The organism is Pseudomonas atacamensis, assembly GCF_017167965.1.
GTDB lineage: Bacteria > Pseudomonadota > Gammaproteobacteria > Pseudomonadales > Pseudomonadaceae > Aquipseudomonas > Aquipseudomonas atacamensis.
In genome coordinates this window covers 1,947,602-1,972,648 of sequence record NZ_CP070503.1, presented here as the reverse complement: position 1 = coordinate 1,972,648, position 25,047 = coordinate 1,947,602, and the positions used below count along the sequence as shown (strand labels likewise).

Sequence of the window (25,047 nt, the reverse complement as noted above, 5' to 3'; positions counted from 1 at the left end):
CAAGCGCGCAGTTGCTACGACCAGCGAGTACTTCCATGCGCAACCATGAAACCAAGGCACCGGTGAGCCCGGTCGCCGCTCTCGCCGAAAGTCGTGCCAGCAAGAAACCAGACTTCTGTAACAGCGCCAAGACCCCTGGAGAGTTTGATATGGAACCCCGAGTCAGCGAGCTGGAGACTCACTTCAAATACATGCGCCGCGACATGGACGAAGTGCTCAATGATGTCCGGACGATCAAACACCGTCTGGCGTATTCGGCGGGTGCCACCGCTGTCATCCTTGGACTGCTGGGATGGGTGGCCAACAGCCGATTCGACCAGTTGGTGACATTGATCAGCAACTGACCGAATCAATTGTTGCACGCGCCGTGCTTACCCGCCGACGCGTGCATGGGCAAGACCGGCTACCCCAGCAGGTCACTGAGGGGAATGAAGCTCACTTCATCACCCTCGCTCAGCGTGCGGCCCTCTCGGACTTCCACCAACCCGTCGGCCCACGCGGCGCTACGCAGCACACCCGAACTCTGGTTGCGGTAAATGATCGCCCGCCCCTGTTCCAAGCGCCCGCGCAGATATTCACGACGGTTGCCGGCCACCGGCCAGACAAAGCCTGCTGGCACTGCAAACTTGAGTGGTTCGACGGCTTGCACACCCAGGCGACGCAAAAGATAAGGCCGCGTCAGCAGGGCGAACGTCACCAGCGTCGAGGCGGGATTGCCCGGCAGGCCAATCACCGGCACGTTGCGAAAATGGCCGAAGGTCAACGGTTTCCCGGGCTTGATGGCCAGCTTCCACAGGGCCAACTCGCCTTCTTCACGCAGGGCAATGCCGAGGAAATCCGCCTCACCGACCGAGACCCCGCCGGTAGACAGAATCAGATCGACATTTTGTAGCTCGCCCAACCGCGCCCGCGTGGTGGGCAGATCGTCCGGGAGAATTCCGCCATCAATCACTTCACAACCCAGACGCTGCAGCCAACTGCACAGAAGTACGCGGTTGCTGTTGTAGATCTGGCCCGGACCCAATGCCTGACCGGGTTCAACCAGCTCGTCGCCGGTGGACAAAACAGCGACGCGAGGTTTGCGCACGACATTTAGGCCGGCACAGCCAAGCGAAGCAGCCAGGCCCTGCTCAATCGGTCCGAGTCGGGTGCCAGCTTGCAGCACCAATTCACCGACCGTGGTTTCCTGCCCTTGCGGACGAATGTTCTGCCCGGCCTTCAAAGGCTCAAGAAAGCGCACTCGGCCGTCGGCCTGAACTTCGGCGTTTTCCTGCATCTCGACACAGTCAGCGCCCGGCGGCAGCGGTGCCCCGGTAAAGATGCGTGCGCAGGTACCAGGCTCCAACGGCTGTGGAGACTGCCCGGCAAAAACTTTTTGGCTGACTGGCAGCGGCTCGCCCTGCCAATCCGCCAGGTTCAAGGCGTAGCCGTCCATGGCGCTGTTCGGCCATGGCGGCAGATCCAGTGTCGAGATCAAATCTTCCGCCAGCACCCGCCCTTCGACTTGAGCCAGCGGCAAGTGCTCGCGCTCGACAATGCGCGACGCATCGGCCATGGCCAGCAAACGCTCGAGCGCCGTTTCGACAGGCAGCAAACTGCCGGTCTTGCCCGGCTTACCCACGGGATTCACAAGGCGCCGCCTGCTTGAGATGGGTGACGAAGTTGCAGGGACGATGACGGGCGTCCAGTTGCTCAGCGAGAATGCCGTCCCAACCGGTGCGCACTGCATTGGTCGAACCCGGCAGGCAGCACACCAGCGTGCCGTTGGCCAGACCAGCCAGGGCCCGGGACTGCACAGTCGAAGTGCCGATATCGGCTACGGAAATCTGGCGGAACAGTTCGCCGAATCCGTCGACCTGTTTGTCGAGCAGGCATGCCACCGCTTCCGGCGTGCTGTCACGCCCGGTGAAGCCGGTGCCGCCGGTGATCAGCACGACTTGAACCACATCGTCGGCAATCCAGTTGGCGACTTGCGCGCGAATTTTGTAGAGATCATCTTTAAGCAAAACACGCTCGGCCAGCGCGTGACCGGCCGCGATCAAGCGATCGACGAAGACCTGGCCGGAGGTATCGGTTTCCAGGGTTCGGGTGTCGCTGACAGTCAGCACCGCAATATTGAGCGGCACGAAAGGTACATCAGCCTTGGCTTTCATAGGCTCTTCCAGTTGTAGGGGAAACAGCCCGGTGTTATATCACAGCGGCTCATTTTTCCGCCGCCCCTCTGGAGAGTCATCATGCCCTCGAACAACCCATTGCCACCCTGCTCCGTCCTGCTTCTGGCCGGTGGACGCGGCCAGCGCATGGGCGGTCAGGACAAGGGGCTTATCGAGTGGCTGGGCGAGCCTTTGATCGCGCATTTGCAGCGCAAGGTACGGCCGTTGACCGACGATCTGATCATCTCCTGCAACCGCAATCGCGAGCGTTATGCCGGGTTTGCCGATCAGTTGGTGATGGATGATGAAGGCGATTTCCCCGGGCCGCTTGCCGGTATTCGTGCCGGGCTGAAAGCGGCGCGCCATGCGCATCTGCTGGTGTTGCCATGTGATGTGCCGCGAATCGACGAGGCCTTGCTCGAAGACATGCTGATTACTGCCAATCTGCAACGTGAAAAACCTTTAATGCTGCGCCACGGCGAGCATTGGGAACCGCTGCTGTGCGTGATTCCCGTGGCGCTGTTGCCGGCATTCGAAGCAGCCTGGAATGCAGGCGAGCGCAGCCCGGGGCGGGTAATGCGCAGCCTCGGCGCCGTCGCATTGCAATGCCCTGACAACGACCCGCGACTGGCCAACCTCAACACCCCGGAATTGTTACATCTGCACAACACTGTGTCAGACTGACATTATCCAAGGAACTCTCACGCCTTGTTTACGTCTCAAGCTCAGTAACCAGAAGATTTCCCATTCGGAGACACACTCATGACTCAACGGACCCTCGCCACTTTCATGCTCGCACTGGGCCTGGCAACCCTCGCAGGTTGCTCCTCGCCAACAGTGATCACCTTGAATGACGGTCGCGAAATCCAGGCCGTCGACACCCCGAAATACGATGATGATTCGGGCTTCTACGAGTTCCAGCAGCTGGACGGCAAAGAGACCCGCATCAACAAGGATCAGGTTCGTACCGTTAAAGAGCTGTAAGGCTCCGCGTCGTTACCGGATACAGAAAAGCCCGCATTGTCATGCGGGCTTTTTCATGGGCGCTCGGAAAGCAGTTTCAGCATTACCACTGCAAGGTGATTTGACTCTCGAACTCCCGCAACTCACCGGTCACCGGGTCAATGAAGCGCAGGCCCTGCGCAAGCAGCTTCAACGGGTTGGCGTAGTCGTCCTCGACATCTTTCAACACAGTCGGATAAAACGGATCGTTGCAAATACTCGCGCCCAGCGCCGTCATGTGCACCCGCAACTGATGCTTCTTGCCCGTCACGGGATACAGGCCATAGCGCCACAGATCACCATTTTTCTCACGCACCTCCACCGCCGTTTCGGTATTGCTGGCGCCAGGCTCTTCTTGCATGCGGAAAAACGGCTCGCCATCGACCAAACGGCTTTTGTGCACCAAAGGGAAATTCAGCTCTGGCAGCGCCGGGGCAATCGCTTCGTAGCGCTTGTCGATCTGCCGGGTCGGAAACAATGACTGATAGGCCGAGCGGGTCTGCGGATTGGCCGAGAAGATCACCAGCCCCGCCGTATGCCGATCGATGCGGTGCAGCGGCACCAGATGCGGATTGTCCAGCCGACGGATCAGCCGCCGCAGCAGGGTTTGTTCGACATATTCTCCGGCCGGGGTGACTGGCAGAAAGTGAGGTTTGTCGGCCACCACCAAGTGTTCATCGGCATAGAGAATCGACTCGAGAACCGGGATCGGCTTTTCGTCCGGCACCTCACGAAAGTAATGAATGCGCAGCCCTTCCCTGTACGGCAAGTCCAGCGCAATTGGCTGGCCCTGCGCATCCAGCACCCGTCCGCGAGCAATCCGGTCAAGCCACTGTTCGCGGCCGATGGCACTGAAGTGCTCGCACAGGCAATCGAGTACCGTCAGCCAGGGACCGGGCGGCAAATACAAGGTGCTGGCCTGATTGTGCGCAGCGGAAAATACGGGGCTGGTCATACGAAACTGAAATCCTCAATGCAGGCCGGCATTATCCAACAGTGAGGCAAAGCCACCTAGCGCAGTTTGATCAGGCCGGAATCGATTTGAGAGCCGCTGCTTCGGTGAACTCCTTCAGCCAGCGCAACACATCGACCGCTTCCCAACGCCCTGGATCGTACAACGCGTATAACAGTCCCTGATAACCGACCACATCCAGCTGCTTGTGATAACCGGCGCGTTGAAAAAGGGCTTCGATTTCGGCAAAGCAGGTATTGAAATGCAGCTTGTTGAATGGCGTCTTGCCTTCCGTGACCAGCCCGTCCAGGCGCAATTCGAGGACGGCCTCGCGCACCACGTCCACCGACATCCGGTTAACGCTGCTCTTCAACTGTTCGACATTGACCACGGTTCATCCCTCTGACTCGATTGCTGTATGGACATACAGTAACCGAAGAATTCAGCGAGCGCCAACGCAAGGATGTATCGCTGCGACCAGCGGAAGGATCAAGGCAAAATCAACAGCCTAAAAATGCCACTACCTGGTCGCCACTGAACGGCCAATCCAGCTCAGCGCCAGTGTCGACCCGCCGCAGTACCGGGATGCGCAAGCTGTATTTTTCGAACCACGATTCGTCTTCGGTGATGTCCACCAATTCAACCAGCAGACCATGCTCGACGAAGGGCATCAGCTCGGCTTCGGCAACTTCACACAGATGACACCCGAGGGTGCCGAACAGCTGACATTCTGGAGACATGACGGCATTACCGGAAACAAGTGAGCCCATTCTAGGACGCCACTAAACCCTCGTCGACCCGGCGCCGCCCAAAGGACCCAGCGCTCCCGGCGCAAAATCCTGACGCAAATCATTCAGCGCAAATTGCAAATGCGTCATCCTCGCGGACTTTTTGCCTCTACGCTTCAGAGGCCAACGCCCTGACAGCGGAGTGTCCCGTGTTTGCAAATCTGTTGATCATCCTCGCCTCATCCCTGGTGGTGATTGCCCTGTTCCGGCGCCTGCGACTGCCGCCGGTGCTGGGTTACCTGTGCGTGGGATTACTGGTCGGGCCGAACGCATTCGACTGGGTCAACGAGAGCGAACATCTGCCCGATGTCGCCGAGCTGGGCGTGGTGTTTCTGCTGTTTTCGCTGGGTCTGGAGTTCTCCCTGTCGAAGATGATTGCGCTGCGTCAGGTGGTGTTTCGCCTCGGCAGTCAGCAAGTGCTGATCAGCACAGCGCTGCTCGGCACACTGTTGATGGGCCTGGGCATGCCGCTGATGCCGGCGCTGTTGCTCGGCGCAGGGTTATCGCTGTCATCCACGGCGATCGTGACCAAGGAGCTGGGCAGTCTTGGTGAAGTATTCAGCAGCCACGGCCAGAACGCGGTCGGCGTGTTGCTGTTTCAGGACGTTGTCGCGGTATTGCTGCTGACACTGGTTCCGGTCTTCGCCGGCACCAGCGAGCAGGCCTGGTATTGGGCCTTGCCGTTGACCCTGGGCAAAACCGTGGTGCTGTTCTTCGGCCTGCTGCTCGCCAGTCGCTGGTTATTGCCACGGCTGTTTCATGAGGTGGCGGCCTCGCGCTCTGCGGAGCTGTTCGTCCTGCTGGCGCTGGTGATCGTGCTGCTGACTGCCTGGCTCACGCACTTGTTGGGGCTGTCGCCTGCACTCGGCGCTTTCCTCGCCGGCATGTTGCTCGGGGAAAGCCATTACCGGCACCAGATCGAAGCTGACATCCGGCCCTTTCGCGACATTCTGCTCGGCGTGTTCTTCGTCAGCATCGGCATGCTGATCGACCTGCAATTGTTCGTCAGTCACAGCCTGTTGATCATCGGCCTGACGCTCGGCCTGATGCTGATCAAGGGCATCGTGGTCGCGCTGCTGGTGAAGTGGCGCGGCAGTGACAGCGAAACCGCATGGCGCAGCGGCCTGGCCCTGGCCCAGGGTGGCGAATTCTGTTTTGCCTTGATGGCGCAGATGCAGCAGAACAGCCTGTTGCCGGCCGAACCGGGCGCCCTGCTGCTCGCGGCGACGTTCTGTTCGATGCTGCTCACGCCATTGCTTTTGCGTGCGGCGCCGCGCATTGCCGCCGTGCTGCACCGCAAGCCCAATCAGGAAGCGCAGATCGAACAGATCAGCGCGCTCAACGCCGACCTCGACCAGCACGTGGTGATCTGCGGCTACGGGCGCGTCGGCCAATCCATCGGCCGCTTCATGGGCAACGCCGGGCAAGCCTATGTTGCGCTGGACAACGATCCGGTGCGGGTGCAGGAAGCCGCATCCGCGGAAAGCGACGTGCATTACGGCGACTCGGCGCGTGGCGATCTGCTTACTGCGGTTGGCCTGTTGCGCGCCAGGCTGCTGGTAATCGCCGTGGATCAGAGCGACGTGGCGTTGCGCATTCTGCGCGAAGCCCGGCGACTCAACCGACAGGTGCCGATTCTGGTACGCACCCGTGACGACAGCCAATCGGCGGAACTCAGAGCTGCCGGCGCCACCGAGGTGGTGCCGGAGCTTTTGGAGTCGAGCCTGATGCTCGCTTCACACGCGCTGATCATGCTTGGCCTGCCCGCACACAAAGTGCAGGAGAAGGTCGATCAAGTGCGTATCGATCGCTATCGCCTGCTCCACGGTTTCTATCCCGGAGCCAATGATGAGGAAATCTAGTCCTGACTCACCGCGCCGATCTTGTGCAGCGACAGGTCGGCGCCGTAATACTCTTGTTCCTGAGTCAGGCGCAGCCCATGCAATGCCTTGATCGCGCCGTAGACGACGAAACCGCCGACCAGCGCGACCGCGACGCCAAGCGCAGTGCCGATCAACTGGCTGATCAGGCTGACACCGCCCAGGCCACCCAGCACAGACTGACCGAAGATGCCGCAGGCAATCCCGCCCCACACTCCACACAAACCATGCAGCGGCCATACGCCCAGCACATCGTCGATGCGCCATTTGACTTGGGCAGCGGTAAAGCACCAGACAAACAAGGCTCCGGCGATCGCGCCGGTCACCAGCGCACCGACCGGATGCATCAGGTCGGAGCCGGCGCAAATCGCCACCAGCCCGGCCAGCGGGCCGTTGTGCAGAAAGCCAGGGTCATTGCGCCCGACGATCAACGCGGCGACGGTACCGCCAACCATGGCCATCAGCGAGTTGACCGCGACCAGGCCACTGACACCTTGCAGGGTTTGCGCGCTCATCACGTTGAAGCCGAACCAGCCGACAATCAGGATCCACGAGCCCAGCGCCAGAAACGGAATGCTCGACGGCGCGAACGCGACCAGGCGTCCATCGCGATAGCGACCATTGCGCGGGCCGAGCAGCAGAACAGCGGCCAACGCCAGCCAACCGCCCACGGCATGCACCACCACCGAGCCGGCGAAATCATGGAATGCCGCGCCAAACTGCGTCGTCAGCCAGCCTTGCAAGCCGAAGTTGCCGTTCCAGATCAGCCCTTCGAAAAACGGATAGATAAACGCTACGATCAGCGCCGTCGCGCACAACTGCGGGACGAACCGCGCGCGTTCGGCAATGCCGCCGGAAATGATCGCCGGGATGGCGGCAGCAAAGGTCAGCAGGAAGAAAAACTTCACCAGTCCATAGCCATGGTCAGCCGTGAGCACCGCCGCCGGTTGCATGAAGGTGACGCCATAGGAGATCCAATAGCCTATAAAGAAATAGGCCAGGGTCGAGACGGCGAAGTCGCTGAGGATTTTCGCCAGTGCGTTGACCTGGTTCTTCTGCCGGACCGTGCCGACCTCCAGAAAGGCGAAACCGGCGTGCATCGCCAGTACCATCACCGCACCGATCAGAATGAACAACGTGTTGGAGCTGTGAACCAGCGTGTCCACAGCGCTTTGCAGATTTTCCATGAGGAGGCAGACCCAAGGCTAAAAGGCACCAAAGCGGTTCATGCGGGCATTTCATGCACCAAATTACGACTCACCAGTCATTCAACGGCAGGGTCGATGAACTGATTTGGCGCATGAATCGATGTCCGAACACGAACCGCCGGCAAATGAATTAGAGTTTTTCTGCTTGGACGCCCGGCAACAGCGCACCTACGCCGAGCGACGCACCACGACACAGCAAAAGTTGTACCAGGCATTTGCACTGAACCTTCGCGCAAGGCTCATACTCGAACGCTTCAAAGCCACCTACGGAGATCCACCCATGGCCAGCATCAAGGCAAAGACTGCTCAAGAAATCCTGATGAACGACTTCCAGACTCTGGTCGCCGACACCGAACGCCTGCTCGAGCACACCAAGACCCTCGCTGGTGATCAGGCCGATGAGCTGCGTGCCCAGATTCACGACAGCCTGCTGCGTGCCCGGGAAACCCTGAAAGTGACTGAAGACACCCTGCGCGAACGCGGTCAGGCGGCGGTCACCGCTACTGAAGACTATGTATCGGCCAACCCATGGCAGTCGGTGGGCATCGCTGCCGGCGTCGGCTTTCTGATCGGCCTGCTGGCAACTCGGCGCTGATCATGTCGATCGGTGAATCCGGCCCGACTGCGGGCACCGCCTCCTCCACGCGTCGCCTCGGCGCTGCCGTTCTGGGCCTGCTGCACAGTCATGTCGAGCTGTTCGGCATCGAACTGCAGGAGCAGAAATCACGCACTGTCAGCCTGCTGCTGTTCGCCGGCCTGGCGTTGGTGTTTGCCCTGCTGTTGCTGGTGGGTCTGTCGACGCTGGTGATGATCATCTTCTGGGACACCTACCGCCTGGCAGCGATCATCGGCCTGTGCGTGTTTTACACGCTGGCGTCGATCTTCTGCGGCCTACGCCTCAAAGCGGCGATTTTCGATGAGTCCTCGCCTTTCCACGGCACGCTCGAAGAGCTGGCCAACGACCGGGAGCGCCTGCTGCCATGAGCCTGCCTGAACTTCCGCACAACAGCTCACGCCGGGAAATGCGCAAGGCGCTGATCCGCCTGCGCATGGAAATGCACCGTCAGGAAATCCGCCACGAAACCGCGCAAGTGTTGCAACCGTTGCAGCGCATGCGTGGCATGAAGCAGAACGTGCAGGACGGTTTTGGCATCAAGCACGCGCCGTTGTGGGGCGTGGCGGCGGTGACGCTGCTGGGTTTCCTCACCGGCAAAGGCTCGAAACGCAGCAGTGGTGGCGGTTTGACGCGACTGCTGCGTCTGGGCACGACGCTTGGGCCGCTGATCAGACTGGTCATGCACAGCTCGGGCAAACGCTGAAGCGCCCATCTGGCTACATTCTTGCAATAGCGCCGGGATGAATCTCCTTATCGGGAGATTCCATCCCGCGTGCCTATCCGGCAAGCGCGGCCAAACCAAAAACAAGATTAAGGACTTGCCGTGATCGACGGGCAACCGCTCGCCTGTTTTCAGCCTTTCATCGATACCGCCACAGGCCGCATCGCTGGTGTCGAAGCACTCGGTCGCTTGCGCCAGAGCGATGGTCAACTGACCTCGGTCGGGCCATTGTTCGCCGACCCACGGACCCCGGCCACCGCCTTGCGCCGTCTCGATCGGCAGATCCGTGACCACGCCCTCAGCCGCCTGCATGAAGCGCCGGCGGAGTGGTTTCTCAGCCTGAACATGTCGCCACGCTGGATCAGTCGCCTGCGCGCCGATCAAGCGCTGCCAAGCCTCAAGCAATTGGCGCGACACCAGGTTGATCCGCAGCGCATCGTTTTCGAAATCACCGAACTGGGCGGTAACAGCGAACGCCTGGCTCACGTGGTCGGGCGCTACCGTAACGCAGGGGCGAGAATCGCCATCGATGATTTTGGCGCCGGCTATTCGCAGCTGGATCGGGTACTGGCCCTGCAACCGGACATTCTCAAGCTCGACATGCGCCTGTTTCAGGCTGCGGCCCTCGGCGGACCGAGCAGTGACGTGGTCAAAGCACTTGCGCAGATGGCCGAAAAAACCGGCTGCTGGATCATCGCCGAAGGCGTCGAAACCGAAGCACAGCTGAATTTCGCCCTGGAGTGCGGCTCGCGCTACGTACAAGGTTTTCTTTTCGCCCGGGCGCAGGAAGACTTCTTCGCTACGGATGCTTTCGTCGCGCATTTCGCCCAACTCAGGCAGCGCTACGTAAAACAGAAACTCAGCGAGCGCGGAAGGCTGATGCAGATGCGTCAGCAGCTCAGCGAACTGATGGCGATTCTGCAGCAATGGGCGCAGGCCCGCGCCCCGCTCAGTGCGTTGCCGCAATTGCAGGCGTTTCCCTGGCTGCTGCGCTTTTATCAGTGCGATCGCCACGGCACGCAACTGACGCCCAACCTCGAATGGCGCCATGACGGCTGGTTTGCCGATGACCGCTATCTGGGGCACAACTGGTCGTGGCGACCGTATTTCTATCATCTGCTGGCCGAAGGCTGGGAAGAACGCCGCCTGACCCTGTCGAACACCTATCGCGATGCCACCAGCAACCAGTATTGCCTGACTGCCGGACAGTTTTTCGATAACGGTGAACGCTTGCTGTTGATCGATATCGACGCAGCAGGCCTGTAGTTCTGCTTGCAGGCACAGGGCCGAACCGGGAAGCTAGGACGATCAGTCACCAGACGGAGAGATTCAGCCTTGGATTGGCCAACCCTGCTCAACCGCGAACGCCTCGGCAAACCGCTGCACAGCCCGCAAGAACTCGGCCGCAGCCCTTTTCACAAAGACCATGACCGCATCATTTTCTCCGGTGCCTTTCGCCGCCTCGGGCGCAAGACCCAAGTGCACCCGGTCACCAGCAACGATCACATTCATACCCGCCTGACCCACTCGCTGGAAGTCAGTTGTGTCGGCCGTTCGCTGGGCATGCGTGTCGGTGAAACCTTGCGCAGCGCGCTGCCAGACTGGTGCGACCCGGCCGACCTCGGCATGGTCGTGCAATCGGCTTGCCTGGCGCATGACATCGGCAATCCGCCGTTCGGCCATTCCGGCGAAGACGCGATTCGCCACTGGTTTCAACAAGCCGCCGGGCGTGGCTGGCTGGACGGCATGAGCGAGGCCGAGCGTGGTGATTTCCTCAATTTCGAAGGCAATGCTCAAGGCTTTCGCGTGCTGACGCAGCTGGAATATCACCAGTTCGACGGCGGCACGCGCCTGACCTACGCGACGCTGGGCACCTATCTGAAGTACCCGTGGACCGCGCGCCACGCCGACTCCCTCGGCTACAAGAAACACAAATTCGGCTGCTATCAGAGCGAGCTGCCATTGCTCGAACAGATCGCGCACAAACTCGGTCTGCCGCAAATCGAAGACCAGCGCTGGGCACGCCATCCATTGGTCTACCTGATGGAAGCCGCTGATGACATCTGCTATGCGCTGATCGATCTCGAAGACGGTCTGGAAATGGAGTTGCTCGAATACGCCGAAGTCGAGTCACTGCTGCTCGGTCTGGTCGGCGACGATTTGCCGGAAACCTATCGCCAGCTCGGCCCGCAGGATTCCCGGCGGCGTAAACTGGCGATCCTGCGCGGCAAGGCCATCGAGCACCTGACCAACGCGGCGGCGCGGGCATTTGTCGAACAGCAGGATGCTCTGCTCGCCGGCACGCTGCACGGCGATCTGGTCGAACACATGCACGGGCCGGCGAAGCGCTGCGTGTTGAACGCCAAGGACATCGCGCGCAAGAAAATCTTTCAGGACAAGCGCAAGACCCTGCACGAGATCGGCGCGTACACGACGCTGGAGATCCTGCTCAATTCGTTCTGCGGCGCCGCGCTGGAGCAGCACAACGGTCGCACGCCGTCGTTCAAGAGCCGGCGCATCCTCGATTTGCTTGGCAACAATGCGCCGGATCCGCAGGGTTCGTTGCACAGTTCGTTTCTGCGCATGATCGATTTCATCGCCGGCATGACCGACAGTTACGCCAGTGACATGGCACTGGAAATGACCGGGCGTTCAAGTCACTGAGTCTTGAGGGGGCAGCCGGTCACTGATCTGACCGGCTGACCACCATGAGAGTTTTGCTGAATGCCCCTGTGAACCAGGTGAGATTCAACTACGCTTGACCCATTAACCCGATCAAATAAACACCGCTGATTAAACGCAACTTTAAACATCGACAAATAATTGAATATCAATATTGGCCTTCGGATCATTTCAATCTTCGGCCAATTGATTGCTCGCCCTTCCTTACGCCGAACCTAATTTCAACGTAGTCTCTTTCCTCATTACGCGTAGGATTAATCCGATAACGTAGTCGCGACACTACCAGTCCATGCGAGTGCTCGTGCATCTGAGCTAAGGTGCGCGCTTTATTCATGCTTGCATGGGACTCTATTTATGAACTCCGTTTTTATTGTGGACGATCATCCGGTCATCCGCCTCGCCGTGCGAATGCTCCTGGAACATGAAGGCTACAAGGTCGTCGGCGAGACCGATAACGGTGTCGATGCCATGCAGATGGTCCGTGAATGCATGCCCGACCTGGTCATTCTCGATATCAGCATCCCCAAGCTGGACGGCCTCGAAGTGCTGGCCCGCTTCAACACCATGGGTTCGAATTTCAAGATTCTGATTCTGACGGCGCAGTGTCCTACGCTGTTCGGCATTCGTTGCATGCAATCCGGCGCATCGGGATATGTCTGCAAGCAGGAAGACTTGAGCGAATTGGTCAGCGCAATCAAAGCGGTACTTTCCGGTTATAACTATTTCCCCAGTCAAGCGCTTAATCCGGTGCGCGCCGACGACACTCGATATGCTGAACTTGAACTGTTCAAATCCGTCAATGACCGCGAACTGATGGTATTGCAGTTATTTGCTCAGGGACGTACCAACAAGGAAATAGCCAAGGGCATGTTTCTGAGCAACAAGACCGTCAGCACTTATAAAAAGCGTCTGATGCAAAAACTCAAAGCCAGATCCCTTGTAGAACTTATCGAGATGGCCAAACGTAACGCACTCGTGTGAGACTCCGCATGCCCAGCCGTGTAAAGGACTACCTGATTGCCTTGAGCGCTGTTCTGTACCTGAGCGCCAATGCCCTCGCCGCGCCAAGCGCTTCACCGGACTATGCATTGCTCAGCCGCTCGGCCACCGAGGCCGTGCAAACTGTCCTGCAGCCGTCACAACGGCAATGGCTGCAGACTCGCAGCGAACTGAAACTGGGTACCTCCGCACCTGATTACCCGCCATTCGACATGACCGTCAGTGGCCAGGACTACGAGGGACTGACCGCCGATTACGCAGGGATTCTCGGCCAGGCCACCGGTTTGCCGATTCGCGTGCAACGCTTTCCCTCGCGCGAGGCTGCAATTCGCGCCTTGATCGATGGCCAGATCGACCTGCTTGGCACAGCCAACGGCTACGAAGCAGGCAATGCCAACCTCGCGCTTTCCAGACCCTATGCGGTCGATCAGCCGGTACTGGTAACCCGCGAGGACGAAACCCGCTCGCTGACCGAAGGCCTCGCCGGACTGCGCCTGAGCATGGTGTATCACTACCTGCCGGTGCCCGAGATCAAAGCGCTGTATCCCAAAGCGCTGATCACCTGCTATCCGTCCTACCAGAATGCAATCAACGCGGTGGCCTTCGACCAGGCCGATGTGTTTCTCGGCGACACCCTCTCCACCCATTACATGATCAACAAGGGCTATCTCAACAACGTCCGTATGGCCAACTTCGGCAAGCAGGAAGCCCATGGCTTCAGCTTCGCCGTGCGGCGCAGCAATCCGCAGCTGCTGGGCATTATCGACACGGTGCTCGCAGCGATCCCGAGCAGTCAGCGCGACGACATCGCCAAGCGCTGGAGCGCCGGCAGCGACCTGCTGCTCACTGACAGAAAACTGCAGCTGACGGATCGTGAGGAAAACTGGCTCAAGCAGCATCCCGTCGTCAGCGTGGTGGTCAATGAAGCTTACGCACCGTTGACCTTCTTCGACAGCGCCGGCAATTTCCGCGGCATCAGCGCCGACCTGCTCGAGCTGATCCGCTTGCGTACCGGCCTGCGTTTCAAGGTTCAGCGCAGCCGCAACGATGCGGAAATGATCAGGCAGATCGACAACCACAAAGCCGATCTGATTGCCGCCCTGCTGCCCAGCGCCGAACGTGAAAAAAACCTGAGCTTCAGTCGCCCGTATCTGGAAAATTCCTACGTGCTGCTGACCCGCAAAAGCGCCGACAGCCCGACCAATCTGGGCCAACTCAAAGGCAAGCGTCTGGCGATCGCCCAAGGCAATCCGCTGGTCGCCTACTTGCATGAGAATTTTCCGGGCATCGAACTGATCGAAACCCCCGACACGTTCAGCGCCGTGTCGATGCTCGCCGAGAACCATGTCGACGGTGCGGTGAACTCGCTGGTGATCGCCAACTATTTCATCTCATCGCGTATATTCGATCGGCAACTGCAAATCACCACCACGATCGGCACCAGTCAGGCAGCCTTCTCGCTGGCAACCGCCCGTGACAACACCGAACTGGCCTCGATCATCAACAAGGCGCTGCTGAGCATCGCTCCCGAGGAGCTCGGCGTGATCAACGGCCGCTGGCGCGGTTACTCCACGGCATCACAGAACATCTGGCAAAACTACCAGCGCCTGTTCTACCAAGTGATCGCAGCCGCCGGCCTGATCCTGCTGCTGTTGTTGACCTGGAACGCCTACATGCGCCACCAGATCAAACAACGCCAGGCTGCCGAACGTGCACTGAACGATCAACTGGAGTTCATGCGCTCGCTGGTCAACGGCACGCCGCACCCGATCTACGTGCGAGATCGCCAGGGTCTGCTGCAAAGTTGCAACGACAGTTATCTCGAAGCGTTCAACGCCAGACGCGAGGACATCATCGGCAAAGGCGTGATGCAGGGCACCCTGAGCAACGCATGCGAGGCCGAGGCATTCCAGGCCGATTACCAGAGAGTCATTGCCGAAGGCATTCCGTTGATACTCGACCGGCCCCTGCACATCGGCAACCGCCGCTTGACGATTTACCACTGGATTCTTCCCTACCGCGACTCCAGCGGTGACGTTCAAGGGATTATCGGCGGCTGGATAGACATCAGTGAACGCCGCCAATTGTTTGAAAAACTGCGTGCAGCCAAAGAACAGGCGGACGAGGCGAACCGGGCCAAAAGTACCTTCCTGGCAACCATGAGCCATGAGATCCGTACACCGATGAACGCCGTGATTGGCATGCTCGAACTGACCCTGCGACGCATCGATCCGCAACATCCCGATCGCGCTTCGATCGACACGGCCTATCATTCGGCCAAGGATCTGCTCGGGCTGATCGGTGATATCCTCGACATTGCCCGCATTGAGTCGGGACGTCTGAGCCTGTCCCCGGAATGGATCAATCTGGTCGACACGGTGACCTCCGTTGCACGCATCTTCGACGGCCTCGCGCGGCAGAAAAACCTTGCCTTGCAAGTCGTCTTCAACCCGCCGCACCCGGCTGTGGATGTGCATCTGGATCCGCTGCGCTTCAAGCAGGTGCTGTCCAACCTGGTCAGCAACGCTATCAAGTTCACCGAAAGCGGCCACGTGCGGATCACCCTCGACCTGATCCCGGCAGACGCTGCTGGGCGAACATTGATGCAGCTGACCGTGCAGGACAGCGGCTCAGGCATCAGCGCCGAAGATCAACAGCGCTTGTTCGAGCCATTCTCGCAGGCGGAAAACGGCAGTCGGCAGGCAAAAAACGGTGCCGGACTGGGGCTGGTGATCAGTCGCAACCTGTGCGAAATGATGGGCGGACAACTGCAGTTGAGCAGCCAGCCCGGCATCGGCACTCAGGTGTGCATATCGCTGCCGCTGGACAGCCTGCCGGCAAAGGCGAATCCGCCGAAAAGCGAACCGTTGATCAAGCCTGCGACAACGCCGTTACATGTCCTGGTTGTCGACGACCATCCGGCCAACCGTCTGCTCATGTGTCAGCAACTGGAATTTCTCGGACATCGCTTCAGCATTGCCCAAGATGGCTGCAGCGGCCTCGAGCGGTGGAAGGCCGATCATTTCGATCTGGTGATCGTCGACTGCAACATGCCCTTGATGAACGGCTATGACATGACCCGTGGGATTCGCCAGCTTGAACTGCAAAACCATCGCCCACCGTGCACCGTGCTGGGTTTCACCGCCAATGCCCAGCCGGAAGAAGTCCAGCGCTGCAAGCTCGCCGGCATGGACGACTGCCTGTTCAAGCCGTTGAGTCTGACCCTGCTCGGACAGTGGATCGACGGCATCACGCCGGCTTCACCGGCCTCGGTGTTCGACCTGCAAAGTCTGAGCTTGCTGACCGGTAACAACCCGGCGCAGACCCGACGCATGCTGGTGGAGCTGCTCAAGAGCAGCCGCCTCGACCGCGAGGAACTGCTCAGGCTGTCGCCCGAGGATGATCGCGAAGCGCTGGCGGTGGTTGCGCACAAGATCAAGGGCGCAGCACGCATCGCGCAGGCCTCGCGGCTGATTGAATGTTGTGATGAGCTTGAGACCGCTTGCGAGCAAGCGCTCGCATCACAGGAGATTGCCCGTCGCTGGGCGGCAACCAGCCAGGCGATGCTCGAACTGGCGCAGGCCCTGCAGCAGCAATTGACCCTGGCCGATCAAGGCACAGTCAGCGAGTCTTAACTATGCTTGGACGCTGAGCAGTGAGTTAAACATTCATGGAGAGCCAGCAATGCACAGCCCACTGCGCCCCGAGCAACGCCGGTTGCCGCTGCACGTGCACATCAGCGTCATGTTCACCTTTCTTTTATTGCTTACGGGCGTGGTGCTGGGCCTGTTCAATTACCACCAGACCACGCAGATCATCCTGTCGAGCAGCGAAAAGCTGTTTGACCGCATCGAGCAGGATGTACGCCTCGATCTGCAGGCAACCTATCAACCGATCCGCAACCTGCTGAGCCTGCTGGCGGACACCCCGGCGGCCCACGCGAGCGATCTGCAACAACGCCTGCCGTTGCTCAAACCCTTCAGCCAGTCGCTCACCGACAACCCGGCGCTGGCATCGCTGTATCTGGGTTATACCAATGGTGATTTCTTCATGGTGCGCGCGCTGCGCACGGCGGAACTCAAGGCACAGCTTCAGGCGCCGGAAGCGGCGGCCTATCAGGTCTGGAGCATCGAGCACGAGCCGCAAGGCACTGTACGCTCGCAGTCACTGTTCTTTGATCAGGCGCTGACGCCGCTCAGCCGCCGCGATCATCCAGACGAGCCTTACGATCCGCGCAGCCGAACCTGGTTCAGCGACGCCCTGCAACAGGCCGGGCAAATCACCACCGAGCCCTATGTATTTTTCTCGACCCACAATGTCGGCACCACGCTGGCCAGGCGCAGCGGCGAGAACGCGGTGATTGGCGCCGATCTGACCCTCGCTTCGCTGTCGACCGCCCTGGGCAAGCACCGGGTCACGCCTTCGACAGAGATCGCGTTGTACGACACCGACGGCAACGCCGTGGCGTATCACGACAGCCATCGCCTGATCATCGATGACCGCACTGCGCGTCTGGCCAGAGCGGCCGATCTCAGCCCTGAGCTGAACACGCTGCTCAGCTCCGACACTATCGGCAAGCGTCTGCAAGTAAACGACCGGCAATGGATCGTCGCGCGCACCAGCATCGAGGAAGGCGGGCCGAAAGGCCTGCAACTGGCGCTGCTGGTGCCGGAAGACGAATTGCTGGTGGACGCGTTCCGGATGCGCTGGCAAGGCGCGCTGATCACCCTCGCCATCCTGTTGCTGTGCCTGCCATTGGGCTGGGTGATTTCGCGGATTCTGGTCAAGCCGCTGCATGCCCTGGTCAAGGAAGCCGACGCGATCCGCAGCTTCGACTTCAGTTCTCCGCTGGCGCGCCGCTCGCCCGTACTGGAAGTCGATCAATTGAGCCTGTCGATGGCGCGGATGAAAGAAACCCTGGGCAGTTTCTTCCGCATCACCGACAGCCTTTGCGCCGAAACCCGTTTTGCCCCGCTACTCGAACGCGTGCTGTTCGAAACCGTGCAGATCGCTCAGGCACAGGCCGGTCTGATCTACCTGCGCGAAGCCGACGGCGCGCGCATGGAACCTTATGGACTGGTGATTGATGGCGTGCCGCAGAAGCTGGAGGCGTTCGACATTGAGGGACGTGAGCTGCACAAAAACACCGGCCCGGCGTGGTTCGAGCAACTGGCCAGCGCCAACAATACCGTCAGCCATCTGGGCTTCGATCAGGCCGGCGACTTGCAGAAAATCCTCTTGGCCATGGAATCACCGCGCATCCACCTGATCGGCATCCGCCTGCACAACCAGCACGACGAAACCATCGGCCTGCTGATTCTGCTGGTCAATGACAGCGGCGCGCCGGGCGACCTGGAAAAGCTGCGCCCCGACCGTATCGCCTTCTTGCAGGCGGTGTCCGGCGCGGCGGCGGTGAGCATCGAAAGTCAGCGTCTGCAAGCGCGGCAGAAACAACTGCTCGATGCCTTCATCCAACTGCTCGCCAGCGCGATCGATGCCAAGAGCCCCTACACCGGTGGCCACTGCCAGCGGGTTCCGGAATTGACGCTGATGCTCGCCCAGGCCGCTGCGGCAAGCCAGGACCCGGCGTTCAGCGCTTACCAACCGAGCGAGGATGAATGGGAGGCGTTGCACATCGCAGCGTGGCTGCACGATTGCGGCAAGGTCACGACGCCGGAATACGTGGTCGACAAAGCCACCAAGCTCGAGACCATTAACGACCGCATCCACGAAATCCGCACCCGCTTCGAGGTGCTCAAGCGTGACGTGTGGATCAACTACTGGCAGACGCTGGCGAACGGTGCAGACGAAGCGGCGCTGGCCCGCGCCCGTGATAGTGAGTTGCTGATGCTCGATGACGACTTCGCCTTTGTCGCCCGCTGCAATCTCGGTGGCGAGGCCATGGCCGAGGCCGATCTGCTGCGCCTCGAGCAAGTCGCGCAACGCAGATGGCTGCGCACACTGGATGATCGCCTCGGTGTGTCATGGGAAGAAAACCGCCGCCAGGCAAAAACACCGGCGGCGACGCTGCCCGTCAGTGAAACACTGCTCGCCGACAAACCCGAGCATCTGATCGAACGCGACAAGAACGAGCTGATCCCCGAGGACAACCCCTGGGGCTTCAAACTCGATGTACCCGAGTACAAGTACAACCGCGGCGAGCTGTACAACCTGAAGATCGCCCGCGGCACCCTTACCCGTGAAGAGCGCTACATCATTAACCATCACATGGTGCAGACGATCATGATGCTCAGCCACCTGCCCTTCCCCGGTCACCTGGACAGCATTGCCGAGATCGCCGGCGGTCATCATGAAAAAATGGACGGCACCGGGTATCCGAAACGGCTGAAACGCGAGGAGATGAGCCTGCCGGCGAGGATGATGGCGATTGCCGATATTTTCGAAGCGCTGACCGCCGCCGATCGCCCTTACAAGAAAGCCAAGTCGTTGAGCGAGGCGCTGGGGATCATGGCGACCATGTGCCGTGAAGCGCACATCGATGCGCCGTTGTTCGGCCTGTTCATCAATGAGGGTGTGTACATGCAGTACGCGACGCGGTTTCTTGATCCCGCGCAAATCGACAGCGTGGATACGGCCAGCCTGTTGCACAAAGCTGGCCTCAGCGGTTGATCAGCAGTCGGTCAGGCGCAGGAAAATCGCCGCCAGTTGCTCGATGCCGGCCTGATCTTCGGCGCCGAAACGCGCCAGCTTCGGGCTGTCGAGGTCGAGCACGCCGATCAGGCGACCGTCCTTGACCAAGGGCACTACCAGTTCGCTGTTGGAAGCGCTGTCGCAGGCGATGTGGCCCGGGAAAGCATGCACATCCTCGACGCGCTGGGTTTGCAGGCTGGCAGCAGCAGCGCCGCACACACCGCGCCCGAACGGGATGCGCACGCACGCGATCTGGCCCTGAAACGGGCCGAGCACCAGCTCTTCGTTGCGATTGAGGTAGAAACCGGCCCAGTTCAGATCATCGAGCTGGTTGAACAGGAATGCGGAAAATTGCGCGGCATTGGCGATGAAGTCGCGTTCGTCCGCCAGTAGCGATTCCAGTTGCGCGGCCAACATACCGTAGCCTTCGAGGCCCTGGCCGCTTTGTTGCAAATCAATCATGCCTTGTGCTCCAGCAATTTCAGTCCCACCCAGTAGCGGGCGAATTGATACGCGCAACGTCCGTTGCGATTACCGCGGCCGGTGGCCCAGCGCACGGCGAGGATGTCCAGTGCTTCGTCGCGCTGCCAGCTCAGGCCGGCCTTGGCGGCCAACTGTCCGATCCAATGCTCGACGACGTTGAGAAAATGTTCCTGGGTAAACGGGTAGAACGACAGCCACAGACCGAAACGGTCGGACAGGGCGATCTTGTCTTCCACCGCTTCGCTCGGGTGCAGTTCGCCGTCGACGCGCTTCCAGTTTTCGTTGTCGCTTTCCTTTTCCGGCACCAGGTGGCGGCGGTTGGAAGTGGCGTACAGCAAGACGTTGTCGGGGGCCTGCTCGAGCGAACCGTCGAGCACGCTTTTCAGCACGCGGTAGTCGCCTTCGCCGGATTCGAACGACAGGTCATCGCAGAACAGCACGAAACGTTGCGGCAATTTGGCGACTTGCTCGACCACCCGTGGCAGGTCAGCCAAGTGATCGCGTTCGATCTCGATCAGACGCAGGCCGGCAGCGGCGTGCTCGGCCAGCAACGCACGCACCAGCGAAGACTTGCCGGTACCGCGCGAGCCCCAGAGCAAGGCGTGGTTGGCCGGCATGCCATCAAGAAATTGTTGTGTGTTGCGCCCCAACTGCCCCAACTGCCGGTCGACGCCGATCAGGTCGGACAGACGCATGTCGAGGCTGACTTCCAGCGGCAACAGGTAGCCGCTGCGACCGTCACGCTGCCAGCGCGCTGCCAGGCATGTGTTCCAGTCAATGACGGGGCGCGGTGCCGGCAACAGTGGTTCGATTCGCGCCAGAACCGACTCGGCGCGTTCAAGAAAAGCATTCAATCGGGAATCCACGTCTTCTCCTCGGGCACTTTCACAGTGATGATGACGATCCAGCGACGACACACAGATAAAATCGCCTCAGCAAGCCTTGTTACAAGGCGATTCGGGAACCTCGGTATCCCTGCATGATCGACTATGCTTGAGCAGCGAAGGGAAACGGAAGTGGTTCAACAACCCATGGATATCAAATTCACCCACCGGCTGTCTTACAAGCAAGCCAGGCTTACCGTGCTGGTCGGGTTCATTCTGGGCACCCTGCTCAGTCTGCTGCAGATCGGCATCGATTATGCCAGCGAAGACGCTTCCATCAACCGGGAAATCCTCGCACTGCTGGAAATCAGCCACAATCCGGCCTCGCGCATCGCCTACAACATCGATGCCGAACTGGCGCAGGAGCTCACCCTCGGCCTGCTGCGCTCGCCGGCGATCATCGCCGCGCAATTGATCGACAACAACGAGACCGTCCTGGCCAACGTCAAACGCCCGGAACTGCAGAGCAGCTATCGGCTGATCAGCGACTTCCTGTTCGGCGCCAAGCGTCATTTCGAAGATCGCCTGTACCTCGACCATTTGCCCAACGAATCCCTCGGCGTCCTCAAACTGGAAGTCGACACCTACGCCTTTGGCAGCCGCTTCTTGCGCCGCGCGGAAGTCACCCTGCTCAATGGTTTCGCCCGCAGCCTGCTGCTGACCGGGATCCTCCTGGCGCTGTTCTACGTGATGCTGACCAAACCACTGGTGCGGGTCATCCGTGAGCTCAGCGGCCGCGACCCGCGCAGCGCCGAGCCGACCACGCTCGAGTGCCCGGCCGGCCACGGCAACGATGAAATCGGCGTGCTGGTCAAGGTCGCCAATCAGCAGTTCGAAAACATCGCCACCGAAATCCAGCAGCGGCGAACCGCAGAAAACCGCCTGACCGAATACCTCGCGCAACTGGAAGACATCGTCTCGGCGCGCACCGCCGAGCTCAAGGCAATCAACGCCCGCCTCAGTCAATCCAACGAAGAGCTCGAAGTGGCCCGCCGCACTGCGCTGGACATGGCCGAAGCGCGTTCGGCGTTTCTGGCCAACATGAGCCATGAAATCCGCACACCGCTCAACGGTTTGCTGGGGATGATCGCACTGTCGCTGGATGGCCCGCTCAACGCCGAGCAGCAGCAACAACTGTCGATCGCCCACGACTCGGGCAAGGTGCTGGTGGAACTGCTCAACGATATTCTCGACCTGTCGAAATTCGACGCCGGGCAACTGGAGCTGGAAAACATCCCGTTCGACCTCGGCTCGCTGATCGAAGACACCGCCAACCTGCTCTCGCAGAACGCCGCGCCGAGCGTCGAGCTGACCTGTCTGATCGAGCCGCACTTCCCGGCGCTGGTACTGGGCGACCCGACCCGGGTGCGGCAGATCGTCAGCAACCTGCTGTCCAACGCGCTGAAATTCACCCGTTTCGGTCGGGTCGATGTGCGCCTGTCGGCACACAAGGGTGGCGTGCGCATCGAAGTCTGCGACACCGGCATCGGCATCGCCCAGGAAGCTCAGGTGAAAATCTTCCAGCCGTTCACCCAGGCCGGCGCCGGTATCACCCGTCAGTACGGCGGCACCGGGCTGGGGCTCGCGCTAACGTACAACCTGTGCGAAGCGATGCAGGGGCGCCTGACCATCAGCTCCGAAAGCGGTTTTGGCAGCCAGTTCTGCGCCGAACTGCCACTGCCCTGCCACACTCGCGCCCTCCCTCCGCAGCCGTTACGTGGCAAGGTCCTCGCCATTACTGCAGCCAGCAGTGGCCTGGCGGAATTGCTGAAAAGCCTGTTGCCGGTCTGGGGCCTGGAATACACGCAGCGCACCATCGATGATTCGCTGCTGGGCCTGAATCCGGATGTGCTGATCACCGATTGTCCGGAATGCCTGTTCGGTCTGCGCCCGAGCATCACCGCGCCGATTCTGCTGGTGACTGCTTACGGCAGTTTTCTGCCCAGCGAAGAAGCCGCCGCCCTCGCCCCCTTGCAGCAGCAAGCCCGGCCGCTGGCGCGCAACGCGCTGTACCAGCATCTGCGACGGATTCTGCAACCGGAGGTCGCCGCCCTCACCGAAGCGCAAGCGGACGCCTCGCCGTCCGCGCGCCGGGGCAAGGTGCTGCTGGTCGAGGACAACCCGGTCAATCAACTGGTGGCAAAAGGTATGCTCGGCAAGCTTGGCTGCGATGTGGTGGTGGCGGGGCATGGCGCCGAGGCGCTGGATCAGCTGGAGTTTGCCGATTTCGATCTGGTGCTGATGGACTGCAACATGCCGGTGATGGATGGCTATGAAGCCAGTCGGCAGATTCGCCAGAGCGGGCGCTGGCCGAATCTGCCGATTGTCGCGCTGACCGCCAATGCCATGTCCGAGGAACGCGAACGCTGCCGCGCAGCGGGCATGAGCGACTATCTGGCCAAACCGTTTCGCCGCGAAGAACTCGCCGCGCTGCTCGATCAGTGGATGCCGATTACGCCAGCGCTTTGATTTGCCCGAGCAAATGATCGAGGCCGGCGCGCAAATCATTGAGCCGGTCCAGATCAACGCCACTGTCGCAGAGCAGGCGCGCTTTCAGCGGACCGACCTGCTCGCGCAATGCGGCTCCGGCAGGCGTCAGGCTCAGGTGCATCTCGCGCTCATCCCGCGCCGAGCGCCTGCGCTGGACCAGATCGATCTGCTCCAGACGTTTGAGCAATGGCGTCAATGTCCCCGAGTCCAGCGCCAAACGCTCGCCCAAGGCCTTGACCGTCGGTTGCTCCGGCGCAGCATCCTGCCATTCCCACAGCACCAGCATCGCCAGGTACTGCGGATACGTCAGGCCCAACTGATCGAGCATCGGCTTGTAGGCACGAATCACCGCCCGCGAGGCCGCGTACAGCTTGAAGCACAACTGGCTGTCGAGCTTCAGCGAATCACCCGGCTGACTCATTTCAGCAAAGCTTCGATCTCGCCGCTCAGGTCCTGCGGCTTGGTCGTCGGGGCGAAACGCTTGACCAACTGGCCATCCTTGCCGATCAGGAACTTGGTGAAATTCCACTTGATGCCCTGCGAGCCGAGCACGCCAGGAGCGCGCTTCTTCAACTGCACGAACAGCGGGTGAGCATCGGCGCCGTTGACGTCGATCTTCTTGAACAGCGGAAAGCTGACGCCGAAATTCAGTTCGCAGAACTCGCTGATGGCGCCCTCATTGCCCGGCTCCTGCTTGCCGAACTGGTTGCACGGGAAACCCAGTACCACCAGCCCTTGATCCTTGTAGGTTTGCCAGAGTTCTTCGAGGCCCTTGTATTGCGGAGTGAAGCCACACTTGCTCGCGGTATTGACCACCAGCACCGCTTTACCGGCGAAATCGGCCAAGGTCTTTTGCTCACCCTTGATGGTGGTGCACGGGATATTCAGCAGGTTGTCGCTCATGGGTCGGCTCCGCAATGGTGAGGAAGGCGCAAACATAACGAGCAATTGAATTGCGTGCAATCTAATTGCTCGATAAAAAGGCGACGCAATGTCGCCTGTTTCGGTTATTCGCGCGGCTCGAGATTCAGGCACACCGAGTTGATGCAATAACGCAGGCCGGTCGGTGGCGGGCCATCCGGGAATACGTGCCCCAGATGCGCATCGCAGCGCGCGCATTTCACTTCGGTGCGAATCATGCCGTGGCTGGTGTCGCGGATCTCAGCCATCGCGCTATCGCCGATCGGCGCGTAAAAGCTCGGCCAGCCGCAGCCGGAGTCGAATTTGGTCTTGGAATCGAACAGCGGCTCGTTGCAGCACACACAGTGGTAGACACCGTCGGTTTTGGTGTCGTTGTATTTGCCCGAGAACGGACGCTCGGTAGCACTCAGACGGCAGACGTTGTATTGCTCGGGGTCGAGCATGGCACGCCATTCTTCCAGGGTTTTCTGCAACTTTTCCATCATCACACCTCAGCGGCTGAAAAAGCCCGATCTGTACCTTTTCCACGGATCGAGCGGCACGTATGATTGCGCCTCGTCACGCGCCAGTCTGGCAGCCAGACCGGGCGCATTCAAACGGATTCTGAGCGCTAAAGC

General features: G+C 60.3%; 24 protein-coding genes. 13 read left to right on the top strand and 11 right to left on the bottom strand.

Going from position 1 to position 25,047, the window contains the following annotated elements; translation table 11 throughout:
* The first annotated feature begins 35 nt into the window (after positions 1 to 35).
* Positions 36 to 344, top strand: coding sequence for a hypothetical protein (locus JWU58_RS09060; RefSeq protein ID WP_016770834.1), 309 nt, complete (start codon positions 36 to 38; stop codon positions 342 to 344).
* Between the two features lie 59 nt (positions 345 to 403).
* Here the strand turns inward: JWU58_RS09060 and JWU58_RS09055 are convergent, their stop codons facing one another.
* Together JWU58_RS09055 and moaB are read right to left on the bottom strand one after the other, a co-directional pair.
* Entirely contained in the window at positions 404 to 1,630 is a 1,227-nt protein-coding gene (locus JWU58_RS09055) for a molybdopterin molybdotransferase MoeA (RefSeq protein WP_130927529.1), read from the bottom strand.
* Positions 1,614 to 2,153 (bottom strand): molybdenum cofactor biosynthesis protein B, encoded by a 540-nt coding sequence (moaB, locus tag JWU58_RS09050; protein ID WP_016770598.1) that lies wholly within the window; start codon positions 2,151 to 2,153, stop codon positions 1,614 to 1,616. The genes JWU58_RS09055 and moaB overlap by 17 nt, the downstream gene beginning before the upstream one ends.
* An 81-nt stretch (positions 2,154 to 2,234) precedes the next feature.
* Here moaB and mobA point away from each other — a divergent pair, with 81 nt between their 5' ends.
* Together mobA and JWU58_RS09040 are read left to right on the top strand one after the other, a co-directional pair.
* Complete coding sequence (mobA, locus tag JWU58_RS09045) at positions 2,235 to 2,837, top strand: molybdenum cofactor guanylyltransferase MobA (protein WP_016770599.1); 603 nt, start codon at positions 2,235 to 2,237, stop codon at positions 2,835 to 2,837.
* A gap of 78 nt (positions 2,838 to 2,915) precedes the next feature.
* Complete coding sequence (locus tag JWU58_RS09040) at positions 2,916 to 3,137, top strand: YgdI/YgdR family lipoprotein (RefSeq protein WP_016770600.1); 222 nt, start codon at positions 2,916 to 2,918, stop codon at positions 3,135 to 3,137.
* An 82-nt stretch (positions 3,138 to 3,219) separates the two neighbouring features.
* On the opposite strand, the gene JWU58_RS09035 is transcribed toward JWU58_RS09040, so the two are convergent.
* The 3 genes from JWU58_RS09035 to JWU58_RS09025 all read right to left on the bottom strand — a co-directional run bounded on the left by JWU58_RS09035 (position 3,220) and on the right by JWU58_RS09025 (position 4,847).
* On the bottom strand, positions 3,220 to 4,110 hold the full coding sequence (locus tag JWU58_RS09035) for a pseudouridine synthase (protein WP_206421792.1): 891 nt from the start codon (positions 4,108 to 4,110) through the stop codon (positions 3,220 to 3,222).
* A 70-nt stretch (positions 4,111 to 4,180) separates the two neighbouring features.
* A complete protein-coding gene (locus JWU58_RS09030; RefSeq protein WP_016770837.1) occupies positions 4,181 to 4,498 on the bottom strand; it encodes a hypothetical protein in 318 nt (105 codons plus the stop codon).
* A 109-nt stretch (positions 4,499 to 4,607) separates the two neighbouring features.
* The gene (locus tag JWU58_RS09025) at positions 4,608 to 4,847 is read right to left on the bottom strand and encodes a glutaredoxin family protein (RefSeq protein WP_024013696.1); all 240 of its coding nucleotides are present in this window, start codon (positions 4,845 to 4,847) and stop codon (positions 4,608 to 4,610) included.
* A 197-nt stretch (positions 4,848 to 5,044) separates the two neighbouring features.
* Here JWU58_RS09025 and JWU58_RS09020 point away from each other — a divergent pair, with 197 nt between their 5' ends.
* On the top strand, positions 5,045 to 6,757 hold the full coding sequence (locus JWU58_RS09020) for a cation:proton antiporter (RefSeq protein ID WP_016770839.1): 1,713 nt from the start codon (positions 5,045 to 5,047) through the stop codon (positions 6,755 to 6,757).
* Here JWU58_RS09020 and JWU58_RS09015 read toward each other — a convergent pair.
* Positions 6,754 to 7,962 carry an ammonium transporter gene (locus JWU58_RS09015; RefSeq protein WP_206421791.1) on the bottom strand — a complete coding sequence of 403 codons (1,209 nt, stop codon included), beginning with the start codon at positions 7,960 to 7,962 and terminating at the stop codon, positions 6,754 to 6,756. The genes JWU58_RS09020 and JWU58_RS09015 overlap by 4 nt on opposite strands.
* Before the next feature lie 301 nt (positions 7,963 to 8,263).
* Here JWU58_RS09015 and JWU58_RS09010 point away from each other — a divergent pair, with 301 nt between their 5' ends.
* From JWU58_RS09010 to JWU58_RS08975, 8 genes are all read left to right on the top strand, one after another.
* Complete coding sequence (locus JWU58_RS09010; protein ID WP_016770842.1) at positions 8,264 to 8,578, top strand: ElaB/YgaM/YqjD family protein; 315 nt, start codon at positions 8,264 to 8,266, stop codon at positions 8,576 to 8,578.
* A gap of 2 nt (positions 8,579 to 8,580) precedes the next feature.
* The gene (locus tag JWU58_RS09005) at positions 8,581 to 8,967 is read left to right on the top strand and encodes a phage holin family protein (RefSeq protein WP_008079909.1); all 387 of its coding nucleotides are present in this window, start codon (positions 8,581 to 8,583) and stop codon (positions 8,965 to 8,967) included.
* A complete protein-coding gene (locus JWU58_RS09000; RefSeq protein WP_016770844.1) occupies positions 8,964 to 9,302 on the top strand; it encodes a hypothetical protein in 339 nt (112 codons plus the stop codon). The genes JWU58_RS09005 and JWU58_RS09000 overlap by 4 nt, the downstream gene beginning before the upstream one ends.
* Before the next feature lie 120 nt (positions 9,303 to 9,422).
* Positions 9,423 to 10,586 (top strand): EAL domain-containing protein, encoded by a 1,164-nt coding sequence (locus JWU58_RS08995; RefSeq protein WP_024013699.1) that lies wholly within the window; start codon positions 9,423 to 9,425, stop codon positions 10,584 to 10,586.
* A gap of 69 nt (positions 10,587 to 10,655) precedes the next feature.
* Positions 10,656 to 11,984, top strand: a complete 1,329-nt coding sequence (locus JWU58_RS08990) for a deoxyguanosinetriphosphate triphosphohydrolase (protein ID WP_016770846.1) — start codon at positions 10,656 to 10,658, stop codon at positions 11,982 to 11,984.
* A 372-nt stretch (positions 11,985 to 12,356) separates the two neighbouring features.
* Positions 12,357 to 12,983: a response regulator transcription factor gene (locus JWU58_RS08985; RefSeq protein WP_016770847.1), complete on the top strand. Its 627-nt coding sequence runs from the start codon at positions 12,357 to 12,359 to the stop codon at positions 12,981 to 12,983.
* An 8-nt stretch (positions 12,984 to 12,991) separates the two neighbouring features.
* Positions 12,992 to 16,636: a transporter substrate-binding domain-containing protein gene (locus tag JWU58_RS08980; protein WP_206421790.1), complete on the top strand. Its 3,645-nt coding sequence runs from the start codon at positions 12,992 to 12,994 to the stop codon at positions 16,634 to 16,636.
* Between the two features lie 49 nt (positions 16,637 to 16,685).
* Positions 16,686 to 19,631 (top strand): HD domain-containing phosphohydrolase, encoded by a 2,946-nt coding sequence (locus JWU58_RS08975; protein WP_206421789.1) that lies wholly within the window; start codon positions 16,686 to 16,688, stop codon positions 19,629 to 19,631.
* Here JWU58_RS08975 and JWU58_RS08970 read toward each other — a convergent pair whose 3' ends face one another.
* Positions 19,632 to 20,114, bottom strand: a complete 483-nt coding sequence (locus JWU58_RS08970; protein WP_016770850.1) for a GAF domain-containing protein — start codon at positions 20,112 to 20,114, stop codon at positions 19,632 to 19,634.
* On the bottom strand, positions 20,111 to 21,001 hold the full coding sequence (locus JWU58_RS08965; protein WP_206421788.1) for an ATP-binding protein: 891 nt from the start codon (positions 20,999 to 21,001) through the stop codon (positions 20,111 to 20,113). The genes JWU58_RS08970 and JWU58_RS08965 overlap by 4 nt, the downstream gene beginning before the upstream one ends.
* A 165-nt stretch (positions 21,002 to 21,166) precedes the next feature.
* Between JWU58_RS08965 and JWU58_RS08960 the strand changes: the two genes are divergently transcribed.
* Positions 21,167 to 23,488 (top strand): hybrid sensor histidine kinase/response regulator, encoded by a 2,322-nt coding sequence (locus JWU58_RS08960; RefSeq protein WP_206421787.1) that lies wholly within the window; start codon positions 21,167 to 21,169, stop codon positions 23,486 to 23,488.
* Here the strand turns inward: JWU58_RS08960 and JWU58_RS08955 are convergent.
* The 3 genes from JWU58_RS08955 to msrB all read right to left on the bottom strand — a co-directional run bounded on the left by JWU58_RS08955 (position 23,472) and on the right by msrB (position 24,912).
* Positions 23,472 to 23,930, bottom strand: coding sequence for a MarR family winged helix-turn-helix transcriptional regulator (locus JWU58_RS08955; protein ID WP_123443524.1), 459 nt, complete (start codon positions 23,928 to 23,930; stop codon positions 23,472 to 23,474). The genes JWU58_RS08960 and JWU58_RS08955 overlap by 17 nt on opposite strands.
* On the bottom strand, positions 23,927 to 24,412 hold the full coding sequence (locus JWU58_RS08950; RefSeq protein ID WP_133339387.1) for a glutathione peroxidase: 486 nt from the start codon (positions 24,410 to 24,412) through the stop codon (positions 23,927 to 23,929). Before JWU58_RS08950 ends, JWU58_RS08955 begins: the two co-directional genes overlap by 4 nt.
* Before the next feature lie 104 nt (positions 24,413 to 24,516).
* Positions 24,517 to 24,912, bottom strand: a complete 396-nt coding sequence (msrB, locus tag JWU58_RS08945; RefSeq protein ID WP_016770855.1) for a peptide-methionine (R)-S-oxide reductase MsrB — start codon at positions 24,910 to 24,912, stop codon at positions 24,517 to 24,519.
* Positions 24,913 to 25,047: the final 135 nt, after the last annotated feature.

Excerpts from the sequence above, each read along its gene's own strand:
- JWU58_RS08985 (WP_016770847.1), top strand. The coding sequence starts at position 12,357 with ATGAACTCCGTTTTTATTGTGGACGATCATCCGGTCATCCGCCTCGCC.
- JWU58_RS09000 (WP_016770844.1), top strand. The coding sequence starts at position 8,964 with ATGAGCCTGCCTGAACTTCCGCACAACAGCTCACGCCGGGAAATGCGC.
- JWU58_RS08970 (WP_016770850.1), bottom strand. The coding sequence starts at position 20,114 with ATGATTGATTTGCAACAAAGCGGCCAGGGCCTCGAAGGCTACGGTATG.
- mobA (WP_016770599.1), top strand. The coding sequence starts at position 2,235 with ATGCCCTCGAACAACCCATTGCCACCCTGCTCCGTCCTGCTTCTGGCC.
- moaB (WP_016770598.1), bottom strand. The coding sequence starts at position 2,153 with ATGAAAGCCAAGGCTGATGTACCTTTCGTGCCGCTCAATATTGCGGTG.
- JWU58_RS09025 (WP_024013696.1), bottom strand. The coding sequence starts at position 4,847 with ATGTCTCCAGAATGTCAGCTGTTCGGCACCCTCGGGTGTCATCTGTGT.
- JWU58_RS08975 (WP_206421789.1), top strand. The coding sequence starts at position 16,686 with ATGCACAGCCCACTGCGCCCCGAGCAACGCCGGTTGCCGCTGCACGTG.
- JWU58_RS09035 (WP_206421792.1), bottom strand. The coding sequence starts at position 4,110 with ATGACCAGCCCCGTATTTTCCGCTGCGCACAATCAGGCCAGCACCTTG.
- JWU58_RS09060 (WP_016770834.1), top strand. The coding sequence starts at position 36 with ATGCGCAACCATGAAACCAAGGCACCGGTGAGCCCGGTCGCCGCTCTC.
- JWU58_RS09040 (WP_016770600.1), top strand. The coding sequence starts at position 2,916 with ATGACTCAACGGACCCTCGCCACTTTCATGCTCGCACTGGGCCTGGCA.
- JWU58_RS08955 (WP_123443524.1), bottom strand. The coding sequence starts at position 23,930 with ATGAGTCAGCCGGGTGATTCGCTGAAGCTCGACAGCCAGTTGTGCTTC.
- JWU58_RS09015 (WP_206421791.1), bottom strand. The coding sequence starts at position 7,962 with ATGGAAAATCTGCAAAGCGCTGTGGACACGCTGGTTCACAGCTCCAAC.
- JWU58_RS09010 (WP_016770842.1), top strand. The coding sequence starts at position 8,264 with ATGGCCAGCATCAAGGCAAAGACTGCTCAAGAAATCCTGATGAACGAC.
- JWU58_RS08960 (WP_206421787.1), top strand. The coding sequence starts at position 21,167 with ATGGATATCAAATTCACCCACCGGCTGTCTTACAAGCAAGCCAGGCTT.
- JWU58_RS08980 (WP_206421790.1), top strand. The coding sequence starts at position 12,992 with ATGCCCAGCCGTGTAAAGGACTACCTGATTGCCTTGAGCGCTGTTCTG.
- JWU58_RS09005 (WP_008079909.1), top strand. The coding sequence starts at position 8,581 with ATGTCGATCGGTGAATCCGGCCCGACTGCGGGCACCGCCTCCTCCACG.
- msrB (WP_016770855.1), bottom strand. The coding sequence starts at position 24,912 with ATGGAAAAGTTGCAGAAAACCCTGGAAGAATGGCGTGCCATGCTCGAC.
- JWU58_RS08950 (WP_133339387.1), bottom strand. The coding sequence starts at position 24,412 with ATGAGCGACAACCTGCTGAATATCCCGTGCACCACCATCAAGGGTGAG.